The organism is Marinobacter sp. CH_CUG1437-1, assembly GCF_037029655.1.
Lineage (GTDB): Bacteria > Pseudomonadota > Gammaproteobacteria > Pseudomonadales > Oleiphilaceae > Marinobacter > Marinobacter salsuginis.
Map to the genome: position 1 here is coordinate 229,964 of NZ_JAYMEW010000004.1, position 18,108 is coordinate 248,071.

Annotated in this window: 6 protein-coding genes; all 6 read right to left on the bottom strand. The window is 59.0% G+C overall.

The genetic code is table 11. From position 1 onward, the window contains the following. Positions 1-17: 17 nt before the first annotated feature. Positions 18-3,812 carry a hypothetical protein gene (locus tag WA411_RS13105; RefSeq protein ID WP_291907802.1) on the bottom strand — a complete coding sequence of 1,265 codons (3,795 nt, stop codon included), beginning with the start codon at positions 3,810-3,812 and terminating at the stop codon, positions 18-20. Between the two features lie 9 nt (positions 3,813-3,821). Continuing rightward, positions 3,822-4,784, bottom strand: a complete 963-nt coding sequence (locus tag WA411_RS13110) for a hypothetical protein (RefSeq protein WP_136629740.1) — start codon at positions 4,782-4,784, stop codon at positions 3,822-3,824. Continuing rightward, positions 4,781-6,817 (bottom strand): hypothetical protein, encoded by a 2,037-nt coding sequence (locus tag WA411_RS13115; protein ID WP_291907804.1) that lies wholly within the window; start codon positions 6,815-6,817, stop codon positions 4,781-4,783. The genes WA411_RS13110 and WA411_RS13115 overlap by 4 nt, the downstream gene beginning before the upstream one ends. Positions 6,818-6,874: 57 nt before the next feature. Next, a complete protein-coding gene (locus WA411_RS13120) occupies positions 6,875-16,702 on the bottom strand; it encodes a DUF6603 domain-containing protein (protein ID WP_291907807.1) in 9,828 nt (3,275 codons plus the stop codon). A 1-nt stretch (position 16,703) separates the two neighbouring features. Then, entirely contained in the window at positions 16,704-17,300 is a 597-nt protein-coding gene (locus WA411_RS13125; RefSeq protein ID WP_291907808.1) for a hypothetical protein, read from the bottom strand. Positions 17,301-17,637: 337 nt separating this feature from the next. Next, a complete protein-coding gene (locus tag WA411_RS13130; RefSeq protein WP_083231856.1) occupies positions 17,638-17,997 on the bottom strand; it encodes a VOC family protein in 360 nt (119 codons plus the stop codon). Between the last annotated feature and the right edge of the window lie 111 nt (positions 17,998-18,108).

Below are 18,108 nucleotides of genomic sequence, written 5' to 3' on the forward strand. Positions count from 1 at the left end.
ATTCACTGGGACATCACTCATGACTGATCCTCCTCAATGATCCGAATCCAGCCCTCCTGGAATTCGTGAGGCGTTCTTGGCAGAAGTGCTGACTGCGTCGCGGCAACGATGGGGTCGTCTCGCCAGGTCAAAGGGCCGGTCCGACGGGTGAACTGTTGCTTCTCGCCCAGAAGATTGACCTTGGGTAACCGAATCTCCTCAGGATCAACAAGCACCGGACCTACCCGAACAGAAGGGATCACCCGCTTAAGGCCATCATTGATCCAGGCGTCATTGAGAGCCAGTGACTTTCTCGGCAGAACGCCGGAGGTAAGGTGTACCTTGCCAGCAGGCAGCATCAACAGCGTCAGCGTATGGCAGGTACCGGGCCGGACGTAGAAAAGATCCTCGTCAACCAGATAAGGATGGTCCAGTGGCTGGACATCCGGAACATGAACCTTGCCCAGCAAACCCAACTGCCCTCGGCGACGACCGCTCTCCCTAGCCAGCGCACCGATGGACTTGTCGACGAGATGGAACTGGTCGTAGTTGTCATCAATAAAATAACCGAGCAGTGAATCGTCGCTGCGCTGGAGATCGCCCAGCCGTACCGGAAACGCCTGACCCCGGAGCGCCTCGAACGCTGCCTTGCGGATATTCGCCGTGTCAATTGAATCCACTCGCACATCGTCAAGATCGTCGGGTACATCCAACCTCAGTGTCGCCTTGACCACAGCGATGGGACGCCCCACCAGGCCGGCAATCGATGACGACCCCAAGGTACTGAAGGTATCCACTGTCCAGAGTGTGGTGTCGATTGCCCTCAGCAAACCTGTCAGCGAGCTTTCGGTAGTCGGTAGCTCCCCCTTTCGATGCTGCACATCCGTTCTGATTACCCCGGAAACAAGATTGCCCACGGGCGTTGCATCGGGCGGCAGATCGGCCATAGGGCCAGCGCCCGGGGGCAAGGGCCTCCCCGGAGCTGGCTCCCAGCGGACCGCTCCGGTCAGCTCATGATGACTGATCTGGCCCAATGGATTACCCCTCTTATCGAAAGCTTCGAGAGATTCATCAATGTGGTCGGGTAACAGAAAGCCGGCAACAGGGTTAACCGCCAAGGTTGGCTCCAATTGATTCACAAAGGCTTCAGGAGCCAGTGCCGGGTCGCCCTGATAGGCCGGGTCGACCAACCGAAAAAGCCAGCGCCCGCCCCCCTGGATGCGCAGTGGCATCTTCATGGCAGAGGTATCATCCGGTATTTCCAGGGGTGTGGTGGTTTGAATGTCCGTGGTAGGCACGTCAAGGACACGGCCAAATGCATCCACCAAACGAAGCGCTTTAAAGGAGATAGTTCCCCCGAACAAGGTCAAAGGATCGGCAATAACCTCTGGTCGGTCATCGGCGTCAGGCGTGGAGAAGAATCCGCCCAGATAGTTCAGGCCCAGGAGTTGTTCCCTGACCCCATCCAGAGAGGCCGACGCCAGATCCTGGGGTTTGATGAAATCCGCCAGGGTATTCAATGTGTTTTCCTGGGATGCCGTCAGCGTATCGCCTGTGGCCTCCCTCTCCTGCTCCGCCGCAACCCAGCGGCTGATACCTGCCTGAAGAGCCGTCCCCAGGCCCCGATGCAGCGGGCTACGGCCAACAATCTCAATCATCTGGACATCATTGGCGTCGGTTTTTCGAACCATGTCCAGTTCATCGAGCTGCCAATCAGTCAAAGAAGTCGAGCCCTCCAATTCAATCCGCCATTCCAGCCAAAGCGGCACCCAGGGCTGTCGCCAGGCGGTAACCCCCAGGGGGCTCGGGCTCAGCCCCTCAAGGTAAGAGGCAACAGCCAGCTCAGCCGTTATTTGCTTTTTCAGGGACGTCTCCCGGAAAGAGAATTGCTGCCAGGTTTCCTTTCCCGGCGCTTGCGGATCCGCAAGGCTGCCAGACAAGGTGTACGCCCCGCTGCCGTCATAGCGACCATCTGCGGAGTAGAGCCGTAGCATCTCCCCTTCTATGCGGCTCTGATACTGCGGGCGAGCCTCGTCCTTGTCGGTGGCAGCGTTGGCCAGCCAGCGGCTGCAGTAGGGATTCAGAACCAGAGCTTCACGTACGATGGTCAACACTTCGGGCGGGATTGCGCCCGATCCCAGCGTGGGCACCAGGTCTTTCGCCTTGACCACGCCTTTGATGCCTTTCACCGCCTCATTGGGGTAACGGCACCGTAAACGGCCGTTATCATCGTGGAGTCCGTCATAATGATGGCGCAGGCTTGGCTTGGCACCTTTTATGGCCAGCGACGGGGGCTGGGGCATGAAAAGACGGGGTGCGGGTCGTTCAACGGTGCGCCGGTCTTTGAGCGCACCCCGAATCGCATCGGATTTGAGCTCGATTGGTGGAGCTTTGGGCGCTTGCATTTCCTCGCTGAAGACAACTTTGTCACGCCAACGAGGCAGCGGCGACACCCGTTCGGCGGTGCTCTCCTTGCTCATCCTGGCCCGCCCTTTTCGCCCGACCGAAGTTGCGTTAACCGACGCAGAGTCCTCAACGCGCAGATGATCGAGTTTGGCTGCAGGCAAGGGTTTGCCCGGACGAGAGCTGAACATGTCGTCGTGCTCTCGCTCGGCAATATCCCGGAGGCCGTCCTGAGTGCCCATACGGTCCATCAAATCGCTGGTGAAGGCAGCGGCCAGCATTTCAGCGGCACGCCTCTGGGAAACGCTATCGCCGATGGCATCTGCGCCGAGGGCGGTAACCAGATCATCCGTATCAAACCCGGCCGCGACCGACAGCGCCTCTGAGGATGGTCGCTCGTCAATGACCGGCATGTTCTCTCCGATTGGCACGCCGGAAATCATGCCGTGAAAAAGCGACATGAAGGTGGGAGATTTCTGGGCAATAAACAACTTGGACGCTTTATCCACCGGCAGGCCCATTTCCGGAGTCATGTCGGCGTAAGTGAAAGATTCAACACGGCCTTTTGCCACAAAACTGGTTGGAGTTGCCTCAGCTGGCTGCTTCATCTCCCCTTTCGATAACAGACGTTCCAACACGGCCAGATCCGGTTCGTTGCTGGGCGGCTCGGCTTCCGGATCCAGATACCATCCAAGGTCGGCCATCACATCCAGCAAGTCTTTTTTGCTAACCACCGCCAGCGGATCTTTGCCCATGTCCGTATACCAGCCCGCAACGGTGTAGGTACCGGCATCTTTCTCAAAACCGTCTTTCGCGGTCTTTCGAAGTTCTGGCAGATCTTCCAGGGCATCATGGAAAGCGAAACGATTGGCACTGGCATGATAAGACGCGGTCCAGAGCGGTGATCCGCCTACGGTCCCGTCCAGAGGTTCATAGGTAGGCTGTTCCGGGGTACCGAAATTCGATCCGTTAAAGGAGCCCAGAGGCCGAATGCTCGCGGTTTTTGCATCGATCACCCAGCCTCGAATCATGGGCCGTTTAATGCCGACGGGGAAAAGCGCTCGCACCACAACCCAGTGATTGGGCAGCTCTGTCATTTCCAACTCGCCGCCTGCAGCTGATTCGCCCCCCCTCAAGAGCGCATCGGGAAGCGCCCAGTGCAGGTGAACACCATTTTCCGGCACCTGCCCCTCAGCAAAAGGCGCAGGGTCGCCAGGCCCACCGGTCACGGACACCAACGGCTCCGGGTTGGATTCTTTTGCAACATAGGCCTGAACATCGATGGGAACCAGGATGCGTTTGTTCCGCCGCAAATCCGGGTCCCAGGTATTAACGGCAGCCAGGTCAGTATCGGCTCGAACCAGCCAGGCCCAACGTTCGTCATAGACCGCTTTTGTGAGGGTCTTTTTCTTCAACAGATGTTTGAACATAGCGCCCCCTCACAGCTTGAATGTGGCGTTAACCATGGGCTCATAAGCCACGGTCGCCCGGAACATGGCGGATATCGGTGGAACCTGAACCTCCCCAAACACCTGCCGCCATGGGAATCGAATTAACTGCAAGGCGTACTCGGCGCTGTCCAGACCATCGCCCGCGCCGGTTTCATCATGCTCAGCCAGAGCCGCGGATAACCGCCGAATATCAACAACACCGGATGACCCCACGCGAAACGGCACGTCTATGTCCTCCACGTCGAGGTAGCTGAAGTCGCTCTTCCTGCGGGGAGTCAGCGTTGCTGAGCGTTGGTTACCGTTATCCTCGTGTTTGAAGCCAAACTGGACGCCCTGGCGCGGTTCCTCCAGGTGAACAACTTTGGGAACACCATCAAACAGGCAGAGCAAAACGGCGGGGGCCAACCTTTCCAGACGCAGCAGCCGGATTCGTCGGGGGTCGTCCTCTTCGAACCGGGCTTCGTCGCCCTCCTCCGGGTCTACATCAAAAGCCCGAACATGCATGCCCGGCCACCCGGATACGGCGGCGGAGCGAAGCAGAAATCCGGTAATGGGACCCGTTTGCCCAGCTAGACGTGGGGCGAGCGTGCGACGACGTACGTTGCGCTCTTCGGTATCCAGTTCGGCGCGGATGGCGTTGTATTGGGCATCCAGTTGGATGCGGTCGTCACTATTCACCGTGCCAACGCTGAGCGCGCCCTGGACCAACGCGTCCGTCCAACGCCGATCCATGTAGAACCAGCGAATCGATTCCTGCGGGAGTAGTTCGGAGTCCGCCACCAGATTGGCAAATGGAACCCCGTTGAGCAGCCGCAAGCTGACTAACCAGTTCCTCAGCTCCGCGGGCATCGCGGTGTTTTGGTCAATCCTGAATTCGCTGAGCGGAGCCCGTGCGGTTTTTTCCAGCTCCTGGCCGAGGTTTTCGAGGATGTCCTGGTTTTTGTTGATCATGACTCGTCCTCATCCGTGAAATCTCTGGGGCGGTCCCGCAGGATCACATCCAGATTGTCATTCAAGCCCTCTCTGATCAGGCGATCTGTGACCGGAAATGCAGGGCCGGTCAGGTGTTCGTTGATCAGTTCATTCGACAGCGTGCTGGACACCAGATCGACACGCTGCCGGTCCAGATCCGCCTCCATGGTTTCCCGCAAATCGACTTTGCCCAGTTCACGTGTAAGCAGGTCTTCTTTGGGCACTTGGACACCCCGCAAACCCTCGAAAACTTTGTTCAGGTCGCCGACGAATAAGGCCGGCTCCAGCCCCAACCCCCGAGCAAGCACGGTGGTGGGCTGACCATTGAATTCCAGTGGCCGTCCGGGTCCGACTTGGGGCATTGGATTTCCCAGAAACTTTTCAGGGGTTCTCACAACAGCATCGGCAAAGAAACGTCCTGAAAGCCGGCCCAGATGGCGAAGGTCTATTTGATCAATGCCTGCCCCGAGCACCTCCTCCCAGAGAGTTCTGTTTTTTATGAGCAGGGACTTCAGTCGGGCAGCGTGATAGTCGTTTTGTCGCCACCGCATCAACGAAGCGATGATGGACGGTTGAGACAGAGTAAGAAGACGGCCCGTTTCAAAGGCAGTGGCCAGTGACAGATCTTCCCGGCCATCCGGTATAACCACTCGGAGCTGGTCTGAACTGTGTGCCAGCTTCAGTCGATCAGCACTGGAATTTCGGGTGGGATGCGGCACCAGCGGTCCTCTGTACCAGGACCGCACCTTGTCACCCTCACGGGTTTGGTGGCCCAGACCGACATGCCCACTTTCGGCAACCTCCAGAGGCAGGCGGCCACTCACGGATTTCTGACCTGGCCCTACATCGCCAAGCAGGCGGGAGTCCAGGTTTTCCATCAATGATCGGAAGGTGGTGTCGCCGGTCGTGGTGAAACTCCAGTGCAGCAAAACCGGGAACCGATATTCGGGGTCCAAAGGCAGGGCCTCGAAGGTTTGAATCACCCGAAAGGGCTCGGCCATATTGAGAGCAATGTCTGCCGAAGTGGAGCCTTTGGACTTTTTGATGGCCCAGGTACCGGAGCCGGAATATGGGACCGCGCCGGAAGTTGCCGCAGCACCGGACTTGAATTGTGTCGATCGGGAGCCTTTTACACCCGGCGCCAGAGGCACCGGCTGAGTCAGATTCTGAAGGTCACCGGCATTGATTCCCGCAGCCCGTGGAGCCAGAGCCGTGCCCATCACCTGATGGTCGTCGTAACTGGCCATACTCTGGTGAACGGTACTCTTGACCATGAAAGGTGTAACGAACGACGGCACCGGATCCGGGGACCGGTCCAACAGCACATCGTATTGGCCCTCAAGATTCACCAGGCAGGCCAGATACTTGACCGGGGCATCATTGCCGTCTTCGTCCTTACCCGGCACAGGCAGTCGGTTGCTGATGACAACGGCAAGAAACCCGTCATCATCACCCATCATCAGCTCGGTATCGTGGATGTCCACCTCCCGGGCATGAGCCAGCAGGTCCACGTCGTTTTTGGTGGGAAAAACCTTATCGATGACTGATTTTCTGATGGCCAGACAGTTGCCCTTGGCGACTTCTTTTAATCCGTCGAGTTCAATGCCCTCGGTTACGCAATTCGCGACATCAACGCCGGTTTCCAGCCTGGCTTCCCCTTCGGCGATGAGCACAAGTGCCAACCAGGGTGTATTGGCGGGTGCGCCGTCAAGGCGGCGTTCCCAGGGCAGGGTCCGTCTTTTGATGACCACCTGTGGCAGGCGGCTGCCATAGCTACCAAAGGAATTGGCCGGTGGATAGGTCGACAGAATCTGATCGGGCGGCAGAATGTAGCGCGGCGACCGAATCCTGAGGTGGATATTCTCCTCGTCCACCTTCAGCGCACTGGCATCCAGACTGGCCTCCGGCGTTTGCGCTGAGAATTTCTGGTTGGCCCTTATTCGCCACAGTCCGGCCTCCAGAGGCGGATTCAGCTTGGCGTAGAGCTTGAATTTTCCTTCACCAACAGGCATCGCTTGCTTCCTTCTTGCTATCCTCTTTCGCCGGTCCCTGCGTGGATCTGCCCGGCGTTAATCGTCCTGTGCCGGCACCCATTCGATCTCACAGTTGCTGCCGCCAACCGCGCGCAGCCTTGAAACCGTTGCGGGCAATCCCTTTTCCGCAATCAATTCGGCCATCGCCTCAGCCGAGGCGACCGCCCCAATCATTCCCGCAATTTCACGGGCCCCGCCCTGCAGGGCCCGAACGGAAACACCGGAATGACCGGCAAGGGCATTGATTTCAAACAGCAGCACCGAGCGCGCCCCGGCCTGAACAACCACCGGCTGAACCGGCTGCCTGAGGTGCCGTGCACCGTGCAGCTCTATTTCCACATCACTGGCAGACCGACCCTCACCGGCTTTCAGAATCACACCAACACAGGTAACTGTGTGATCGAACCGCGTGGACACGGCAGCCGCACCACGCACCACATCCTGGGCCAGATGCCATCCCACGGAGGCTCTTCCGGCTGTGCCGTTCAGCGACAGAACGCATCCGGCCCCCAGCGCAGACCGACCGGTCAGGCGAACCAGTCTGGATTGATCGTGCCAACCCACAATTCTCAGACCGGTGGGGCGACCATCGCCTCCACCACTGGCCTGCACGGCAATTGTCGCAGTGTGTTTCGGGACGGCGATCTGGCGATCCTGAACCTGCTCATCGGCAACCACAGCACCGTTGCCCAATAACATGACCACTCGTGCCGCGCCGGTAATCTTGAGTTCAGGCCGGGTATCTTCCCCATCAATTGCGGCATCCGGAGATCGCATGGTGACAATATCGCCGGGGCGGAGTTTGCTACCGGGCGCCTGGGGAACCGGTCCAGCTTCTGTCCCGAGGCCCTTTACATAGGCGGCCCCCGCACCCGAGCCAACCCGGCCGCCGAGATACGTCTGGCTGGCGCTGGTAACGCTGGTGCGAGGTACAGAGCCGCGAACAACGACCGTCAGATCGTTGAAGCTGGACGGAGCATGGGTTGTGTTCAGTTTGATCGGCAGGCTGCGGCCCAGTCGGCCGCGAACAGATTCGGTGGACGGTGCCGGGCGGCGCTTGATGCGTTTGTCCGCAACGGTTGTGGTCGCATCCCGCAGGGCCACGCCTGCCCCGTTGCTCATGAATCCGGTCACGAACGGCTTCGTTGGTTTGATGACCCGGGGGCTCTCATCCAGAGACATGAAGGCGGTCGAACCGTTGCTGGCATTCGAGGCCTCCAGGCCATCCATCAGTGTTCCAAACATGGGTGGCGCGGTGCGGGAGTTCTCGTAGATAGCCTGCGCTTTGGCGCTGCGCTGCCCTGTGGCCAGCAGCCCCTCGGGTAACGCGCCGGTACCGTCCGCAAACAGATACTTCCGGGCTTCAATAAAGGCTTCCTCAATGCTCGCGCTCTCGGCAACAACTCCCAAAGCGGTGGCCCGGTTCAGGTTGTCGGCCCGCAACGTACCGGCGGCAGACAACGGCAGTGGGCGCCGGCCTGCTTCAACCCGGTAGTAATCGATTTCCGGGCCGGTTTGCGAACTCATGTCCGCCTCGGCAACCATCTTTAACCGGCTGCCGGCGAAAATAACGTCGCCTTTCGGAATGGGACTGGAAGGTTGCTCGGGATCTTCTGGCGGCCCCCAAACACCGATCGGGAAGGCTTCCAGGCCATAGGTAGGGCCTTCCTCGGCAGTCTTTTCGTCCTTCATGCCCTCCACCAGGGGGCGCAGGTCCGAGGTGCGGTCCGTCCAGGTGTTTCCAACCCTGCGCTCAAGGCGAATTTCCAACTCACCCTTCAACCCGGCGGCGTTCATGGGGCTCAACCCCATCGCTACCGCGGCGCCACTCGGCAATTTGGGCGTAATGTCCTTGTCGATGGCCGGGTTGTTGAAGTCAAACCGGGTGACCGGGCCGGTTGCGACAACCGACACTTCGAACTCCGCGAAGACTTCGAACGGCCGCTCATAACTACCGTCACTGGAGGGTGCAGAGGTTTCACCCTCCGTGGAAGCGGGCAAAGCCCCCTTACCCGTTGCCCCGGAGAGAGTCCGCGCCCGGCCCGGCGCCGTTTCTTCCAGATACTTGGGTACGAACTCATCCCAACCCACGAATATGCCGCGAATCTCGCGGGAACTGCCGAACTTCACCTTGATGTCGCAAGGACCCACTTCGATGGTCGCTTTACCCCGGAAATCAGGCCCCTCGACCTCAATACGTGCACCAAGGCTGATGCTGATTCGAATGGTGCCGAGGAACGTTTTTATCTTTACTCCGGCGGAAATGCGGGCGTAGGCGTCCGCCATGAAGTAGAACGGATCGAAATAGACAATGGCGTTCGCACCAAAGGCAATGCGGGCCCAGGCGAAGCCAAAGTCGGCACTGACCTCCACTTCCACCCCTGCCATCAAGGCTTCCGATGTGAGGGCAAAGTAAGAGCCACCCTTGATCACAATGGCGTTGGACACCCGCCATTGCAGGCCCAACCTGGCAACAATCGGATACCCCTCACGCTGAAAGCTGGGGTGATAGCCGCCCAATGTCAGAACGAACTGGCCGGCATTGGGGCCGAGCCACCAGGTAGCAAAAGCAAAGCCCCCTGTAAGGCGAACCTCGGGGTACAGCAGCCAGCTATTGTCGGTAAGCTGCGCCTGTATCAGGAACAGCCCCTCGGAGGACGAGAACCGGGCAAGCAACCCCAACTCAATGGATACGAGTGCGGCCTGGGGCCTGGGCAAAGCCATTCGAGCCAGGCCAAAGAGATTGAGTTCCAACCCGTTGCCGACGGAAACCGACAACACGGCGACACCATCCACCAGAGAAAAGCTGGTAAAACTGATGCCGGCGGCAAACCAGAAGTTACCCGGCTCCGGAGGGAAGTACTCGGCAAGCTTTCGCAACTCCTCCAATGGATCGGAGGAGACGCTCGCCGCTGGATCCAGAGCCTTGATGAAGGGGTATTCGCCAAACTTTGACAGGTCATCCGGAACGCGTAGCCCCCGTTTGATGCCCAGACCGCCCCCAATGCCGGTCAGGAAGAAAGCGGGAGGGCCACCAATGGGGCCTTGAATGGCACCGAAGACAAAGAACGAAGGCAGCCCTTTGTCGTCGCTGTATCCGCCGAACAGGGAGAGTCCATACACCCCGAAACGACCCATCAGCATTCCGACGTAGCCGATCTGTCCGTCCAGGTCTGTTTTCAGAAGACCACCAGCGATAGACAGACCACTGAAGTCCCCGGAAACACCCAGGCCCTTCAAATCCACCGCCCAGTTGGTCAACTCGAAGACGTCACCGCCGAGCCAGTGCAGGCCAAGTTCCTCAACCGATGCCGTTAGCCCGAACAGTGAGACGCGCGCATCGAACAGCAGCGAAATCCCGGTAACGGAACCATCAACTTCGGTGACATCAAAACCGAATTGCTCCAGGTAAAGCGGGCCCAACTGTCTCTGGATCGCCAGCCACCAGGGGCCAGGCGGATCCCCTGCCCGCAATGAAATGCCAAGGTCGCCACCCGGGTTCTTCTGAATCGCCAACGCCGGGCTGAAGGCAGGACGGGCCGAGGGCGACGCATCGTTTCCGGCGTCGCTCATGATGTTGTTGGCAACCGCATTGTCGCCGCCAGCTGCCGAGGGCACGATGGCCAGCCCATCGAGCTGAACCTGAACGCCGCCGCCTAACCCTGCCGGCACCGCCTCGCCGTATAAATGAACGCCGATGGCGTCGATACTCATAATGCCGAGGTTCAGCAAAGGCCCTGCGTTTTTGCCAACGCGAACGCCCAGACCGGCAATGGAGAAACCCGCATTCAGTTGAAAATCGCTGCCGACCTTTTCAACGAGCAAGATCGACAAACCCGGCGCGATTCCCGGCGACGTCACCCAGTTGGCAACCACTTCGAGATCCACCGTCGGGTCGCTACCACCGAGCGAAATACGCTCGCCCGGGGGCAAAGACACGAAGATGCCTGCAAGATCGCCGTTGCGGGTGAAGCCGACATCTACTTTGCCATCAATGGTAATTTTCAGGTTGTGGTCGGCCAGGTTGAAGCCGAGCTGGAACAGGCGCTTCAACAACGCTTCCGGGTCGACGATGTCGTCAAACAGGGTGGGATCCAGGGTTGGTGTGCCACCGGTGAACAGAACATCCTGCAGTGCATCAACCGCATCCGTTCCCAATGTACCAAGTGCTTCCAACGTGACACCTGCGGCCATGGAAACAGCCTGGGACAGGAGCGCCAGGGCCACAGCTGCGGGCTCGTTGTCTTCTGTTTCACCGGACGGTGACTCTTCAACAACAACCACCCGCGGCGGCGTCTGATTCAACGCCCACCGGAACTGAACGGACTGGTCGCCCGTGCCATCAGTGACGAGACCAAGGGCGGCCATTCGAGTGAAACCGGTGCCGGACACGCCGGCTTCAATTTTCGCTACAGGGCGAAGAATCAAACCATTGCCAACGTCGAATCCGCTTGCCACATAGGAAACAGCAACAGCTACGCCGCTCGCACTGAGTCGCACCCGGTCGAATCCGACCGTTCCGACATCCGCGATCGAAAGTGCCGCGGCCAGTTCAATGGCAGGGCCCGTGGGGCTGGCATCCAGGGTGATCTCCACGGGATCCGTGCTGCCCAGTGACAGTCGACAGATTCCCGTCGCAGGCGTCGATGTCGAAACGACTGTGCCTGCAGGGTCGAGAGCATTCGCCAACTGCGAAATTGCGGTAACAACCAGATTGGGCAGGCGGGATAAAAGTACCCCGGCGGGGTCTGCGGCAAAGGTCTGAATTCTGGCGTCGGCAAACTGATTGGATTCCAGGAGATCCAATGCGCTGCCCAACTCAAACACTGCCACGGCCACATTTTTTTGCAGCGACGGCGTCGGGTTGGCCCTTTCGGCAATCAATGCGTTAAGCGCGACCGGGATGGCCATACCTGCGCCAGTCGCCAGAAGTGATCCCAGGCCCGGTCCCGAAGGGTAAATCTGCATGGGCGCTGCTGGGGCAGACGGCAGGAGGTCGATGCGAACATCTGGCGAGAGGGATATAGCAACGCCCTTCCCATCAAAGGTCGCCGAACTGGAAACGAGGGTGCCAATCGAGCCGTTGGTGGCAATGGACAGGCCGCCGCCCAGGCTGATGATGACCGGAGTTGCGCCCAATGAATGACTGGTTTCGATGGCGACGGCCACATTCAGTCGGTCTGATGCCACCCCGTAGGTTACGGACACCTCATTACTGAAATCGAATCCGCCTTCGGTGAAGCCGGGTATCAACAACTGGCCGATCGCATCGAACGCCTGAATCGCCTGGCCAAACGGGTCGGCCTTCCAGGGTGCAGCGCCTGCCTTCAGCCAACCCACCGGGTCCATAAACAGCGCCCAGGGCAGCAACACCCTGCGTGAGGGCAATTCAGAAGGCGGCGCCAGCAAATCCAGGCCATCCATAATCACCTCAATGGCGACCCTTGCATCGTCAGAAGCGGTTTCGCGGAGGTGATCAACCAATCCCGCCAGAAGCGTTGACGGAATGAACGACGCGCCCAGTTTCACCAGCGTGGCCTGCTCGGAAGTGCTTAGCGATGACAGAAGATTGATTGACGTCGCGGACAACGAACCGGGAGTTTGCCAGGCAATAGTCAGTGCGGGTGAAACTCCGCCCGTAGCTGCACTGGCTACAAGCTCAAGACCGCCCACATCCGGCTCGATTGCGCCGATGGAGCCGGAGATGGACGCCGAGGATGCGGAAGCAAATAGCGTCAGGCCCAGTGGAACAAGGTCTGCCGCCACATGGCTTACGTCCAGTGCAAAGGCGCGGGAGTTCAGATCGACGGCAATGGTTGCCGCATCGAGTGCCCAGGATATCTCGGCGCCTGCGCCACCAAATCCTCCAAGCGCCCTGAGTGCGCCGGCAAGGCTGGCCGGAGATGCATCGACCGCCACGTTGATTGCCCCACTGGCATCCAGGATAAGCTGATCAAAACCTTCCGGATCATAACCACCTCCGGCAACCAGCCCGATGTCGGCAAGCAGTTGGCTGAGATCCGGAGATGCCGCAGCCAGGCGCCCCACAACTTCGGCCAGAATCAAATGAACCTCAGACGTGGGAAAGCTTGGCGAGGCTACGCCAGCCCCGTTTTCAATCACCCACTGGTCCCTCCGCACCCCGAAGCAGTTGGCCTCGTGCAGAACTATCCGGGCGCCAGATACCCGCGTGCTACCGGCTAAGGGCAGGTACAACCGGGCAGATACCCAGCGCACCTCAATGTCGTTCTGGCCGGCGCCCGGGCCGCCAACAAGCCAACCATCCTGAACACCGAAATGCAGATCCAGGATGACCTGCCTGTCTGTTTGCACCTCAAAACCATCGCCACCGGGGCCGCGATCGCAGGTCGCCAGTTCAAGAATGGCCCCTGCCCCGAGGAAGACGCCGCCGAGATTGGCATCAATAACCGGAAGATCCACGCCGGCGTGCAGTTTGGTTGGTGGCGTTGCCGGAGGTTCATAGGTTTCGTGGCGGTAGGCAATGGCACCGGCGACCGTTGCAGCAAGGCCCGCCTCCAGGGCTTCGGCGTCAAGGGCACCGAAAACCGCGTCTACCGGAAGGCCGGCCCGGATTGGTTGCTGGTCCGCCCGCAAAAGCTCATCAAAGCTGTCGGGTGTTAAACCAGCTGCCAGGGACGCCCGGTCAAGAACATAGCCAAACTGCAGGAGGGCGTTGGATTCTCCGGCAATCTCCTCTTCGTTAATCGTCTCGGGCTCTGATCGCTGGAGCTGCAAGAGGAGCCGTAAGGCGTCACCGCTCAACCCCGATAACAAGCCATTCAGGGAAACCGGCGCCCAGGGCGAGCCTACCGTTACCACCCGATCAATCGCAGTGATAGTACTCGCCGCCTTGATAGCAGCCGCCCCGGCGGAACCGAAGGCAACAACCGTGATGGGCGTCGCCCTATCCTGCAGCACCTCGATCAGGCGCTGGCATTGCTCGTCTATGGCACCGCGATCCGGTCTCTCTGCCGCGGCTGTTGCTGGAGTCGGCAGGCAAATGGACCAGTGTCCGTTGGCGGACCCCGGAACGCCAGCCCCGCTGACCTCTCCCCGAACATCCAGGCTGTCGCTTCCGAAACAGGTACTCCAGAGGTCCTCACAGCCCACGTAAACCATCGCATCCGGTGCGCTTCCGAAAGCTTCCTGCGGCAACAGGTTGATGGCACCGAATGCCACAAGCTCGCGATAGCTCAAGCCTTCAATGTCGATGCCATTCACACCGGTTGGCAGCGACGCTGGGCGGCCGATCAGGCCGTCGGTGCCGGTGAAGCGATCGATTAACGCCTGAAAGCCCTCGTCCAGCCGGTTCCGGCCCGTCATCAGATCGGCGAGCTCCGGAAGCTCGGTACCTGCCGCCCGAATCGCTTGTGCAATGGAGGCCAACTCCGTCGGCTCGCTGGAATCGAAATTGCCGGCTGGAGGCTGATACCGCCCGCGGTGGATGTCGCAGCCAGGGTCCAGCCACACCGCAACGCCCGGCGCCCTGGGGGCAGCGGCTATGGCGGCTCGATAGGGCGTGCGTTCATTGCCATTGCCCAGCGGTGCCCACTGGCGGAAACCACTGAACAGATATGAGAGCGGGCTCATCGCCACCCGAACATTGCTGCAATTCAGTACCAGATCACCCATCCAGGATTTAAGAGCTGCTTCCGGGTCGCTCAAAAGCTGCTCAATGGATAGGCGAGCCCCCTCGCCGTTCCAGCCAACCAGGTCAGTAAGCGTGGTGATAATCGGCGAGCCCAGGCGCCGAAGCAACGCGGCAACGGCGTTTTCGATGGCACCCCAATCCGGGCTGAAGCGAACCGTGCCATCGCTACTGAACTCCGGCAGCGGCAACGGAACTTCGATGGTTGAACTGTCGGATGCATCGACCGTCTCAACTTCGACTGACAGGTCTGGCGCATCCACACGCACGGCAAAGCCCGTTGAAGCCCCCCAAACCACCGAGGCACCAATCGACCGGGCCGAGACATCAACCTGCCCCATATCCAGCCTGAGATCAGACCCATTGGCTTCCCGAAGCCGGGTACCCGCGTTTATTCGGCTCAGGAACTCCGCGTTCGGCGCCGCAAAATTCAGCCGCAACAGCCTTGCACTGACAAAAACGTCTGATCGCTTGTCGTCCAGTACAGTGTTTTCGAGGCGAGCTTCCAAATCAAAATTGACCCAGTCACCGTCGATCGAAACCTCAAGCGCTACAGGGTCCAGATCAATGCTCCATGGATCCGCTGCCGTGCCAGTGCCGGAAACACTGGTTGAGTTACCGGTGATGAGTTCCTGGGTTGAGGTTAAAACAACCGCCATGGCTGCCGGCGAGGCAGCGAGTGAATTCCAGTAGGCGGCCGTTTTGCCCAGTGGGTCGGTCAGGAGTTCGATCGCCGAAGGGCCGGAGATGCCGGTAGGCGGATCAAGCCCCAGCAGTTGAGAACAGATTTCGCCGGGGCGACCGAGAGTGGCCAATGCCGAAACTAGCGCACCGTCCACCAGGCTCTCGGCAGCGTCCAGCGCGGCATCGGGAGATGACAGATCCAATAGCTCATGGTTGGTGCCGCCGAGCGTAACGTTATGAGCGGTCAATGCAAAAGCCGGTTTGCCGGCGGCCAGAGTAATACCGGTTTTGATTGATCCAATTGCCGGGTCGCCGGCAAGCAGTGGTGAACCCATGCCCGCTGCCTGCCCGAACACGGCAAGAAGCGACAAATTCGGCACGGCTTTGATACTGCCATCCAGGGTTGCCAAGGTCAGCAGGTCCGCCTGCGCCTTCACTTCCGCCCCGGCCTGAGGTCTGAGCGAACCCTCAAGCCAGGGCGTGATGATCAATCCCCCAGCAGCTGACGACGCCACCCGCAAACCAACTGCTCCGGCCAATGATCCGTCACTGAACTCAATGGCGCTTCGGCCAGAATTGACGGTTCCGCCCAGTAGCGCGGCCCACTGGCCGAGCCAGGCATTGCGAGCGGGCGCGGAAGAAAGGATGGATTCAATCCAGCCGGTCAGCGCAGACACGCCATTTGTAATCAGGGACTCCAGCGGAAATGGCGGAATATTCGTAACAGACCGTAATCCCGCCAAACCGGTGAGCGCCGCAAACGTTGCGGTTGCCGGATTGGTGGTGTCGAGCGCCTCGGCCTGGGCCTGGATCAGGCCGGTCATGAATTCCAGAAAGTCGGAGCCCAGCTCGTTAATGTTATCCACGGTGAGCTCAAAATCCCTGGGTGCATTGGTGCCAGGAAGCTGAAGCCGCTCAAACCCGAGACTGAATTCCAGATCATCAGAGGGGCTGGTTGGAACGTCCACGCCCACGGCCACGGCGCCAATATAGAGATCCCCTGGCACAGGAGCATCGTTGGAAATGATGACTCTGATCGCCAGTTCGATGTGCGCGTCGTCCCGGCCCAACACCAGCCAATCGGGTTGCGCCCCGGAAATATCCAGCGCTCCCGCGCCCTCCCGTTCGAACTGGAACACCGGAACATGGGCGCTCACAGAGATTGCCGGCAACGAGCTACCGCTGTCGTATTCAATGCCAAACCCGACTCTGGCGCCGTTGTCGGCCTCATCAACCACTACGAAAATGGTTGCACCGGAGTCCCTGAAAAGCGGGACCCAGACAGCACTCCCTTGCTCTTCCCTGTCTGGCGCTCCCAGCACGTCGTCGACAAACGCAATCAGCGCCTCTCGCTGCTCATCCAGGTACATCATCGAGCTGAGACCGCGCTTGCTGCCGTTGGGATTGCCCAGTGGGTCCTGGAACCAATCACCCTGTAGTTCGCCATCGCGGGTCAGGCCAACGGCTTCCGCCAGCGTGCCAAATACGTCGAGATTCTGATCAGCACCCATATCAGACTCCCGGCATCAGTGAAAACCGGGCAACAGGTTGCACCAGCATTTTGTTCGGCGCTGCGGCAATAGCACCGGGTACAAGCGGCAATCCACGCTTATCGTTACCAACCTCTGCGCAGAGCACAGAAGCCACCTCAAGCACGGATTCCCAGGCGAATGCCTGAATTGCATCCCGCCAGGCCAGTATCAGCTCTTCCGGGCCCTCCAGGTCTTCGAACGTGGACATTACAAGACCGCTCGGCGACTGTTTGGTGCCAACGCCAATCGGTACCGGAATGCGGAGCTTTCCATGCTCCTCGCACTCCACCGTCACCGTTACGGTGATAACGCCGCTGGAGAATTGAATACGGGTTTGATCGCTGTGGATGAGCAGCTCGCTGTCGCCTTTGGTCCAGACAACCAGCGGCGTGCTGTTTCTTGGCAGGTCCAGAACAAGGCGAACCACTTCCGAAAGCAAACGCTGAACGTCTTTGCCGGGAACAGTCAGCAGGTCTGGAGACAGGTCGCCGACATCAAGCAGGACGTCAGCGTCTATGCGGTTAAGCCAATCGAATTGGGAAAAATCGACGGTAGTAAATCGGGCGGACGTTGCCATAGCGATCCCTCGCAGCGATTGTCTTGCGCAGGTTTCGAGACCGGCCGGAAAAACATCCATATTCTCCGTGGTAGCCGGACTGCAGCATCAAAACCCTGTTGCGTAAATTTGAGCCGAAAGGCCCATGGAAACAGCAAACAGCGTCATGAATTCAAGCTATGACTTAGAGGAGTATAGGCAGGGACAAGGAGGGTGCAAAAAATTGGAGAAAATTAATTCATATATGCACATAAATCATACACAGTGGCGCCGTTTTCTGCCCCGTAACGGGCTTGTTTCACGGCTTTGCAACGGAGGCGAAACCGCAAGGGACAATCCGTCGCCCTGCCTGCGATTGTTATACTTTTGGCTCTGACCACACGGCATATTCATTGCCATTTGGATCATTGAAGTGAAAACGGCGGCCACCTGGAAAAGTAAAAATATCCTTGACGATCTTTCCCCCAGATAACTCTACCTTTTCAAGAGTAGCTTCCAAGTCGGTACTAAAAAGGACAACCAGCACACTTCCATGGTCCGTCGTGGCTACCTTATCTGACTTGAAAAAACCGCCATCCAGTCCAGCATTCTCGATCGATACGTACTCGGGGCCATAGTCAATAAACGACCACCCAAAGGCATCACCAAAGAACCTTTTTGTGGCTTCCAGGTCCCTGGAAGGCATCTCAACATAATTGATCTTACCGGTTTCTTTCACAGCTTCCTCCTTGATGCGTAGCGAATGATATGGACTCCCCCTGCTCCCACGGCATCAATGTGCCACATTGAGGATGTCTGACGTCTTCAACCAAAAGCAGGGAGAATCATC

Bases quoted from the DNA above. Each gene is read 5' to 3' on its own strand.
- WA411_RS13110 (WP_136629740.1), bottom strand. From the start codon at position 4,784: ATGATCAACAAAAACCAGGACATCCTCGAAAACCTCGGCCAGGAGCTG.
- WA411_RS13115 (WP_291907804.1), bottom strand. From the start codon at position 6,817: ATGCCTGTTGGTGAAGGAAAATTCAAGCTCTACGCCAAGCTGAATCCG.
- WA411_RS13105 (WP_291907802.1), bottom strand. From the start codon at position 3,812: ATGTTCAAACATCTGTTGAAGAAAAAGACCCTCACAAAAGCGGTCTAT.
- WA411_RS13125 (WP_291907808.1), bottom strand. From the start codon at position 17,300: ATGGCAACGTCCGCCCGATTTACTACCGTCGATTTTTCCCAATTCGAT.
- WA411_RS13120 (WP_291907807.1), bottom strand. From the start codon at position 16,702: ATGGGTGCTGATCAGAATCTCGACGTATTTGGCACGCTGGCGGAAGCC.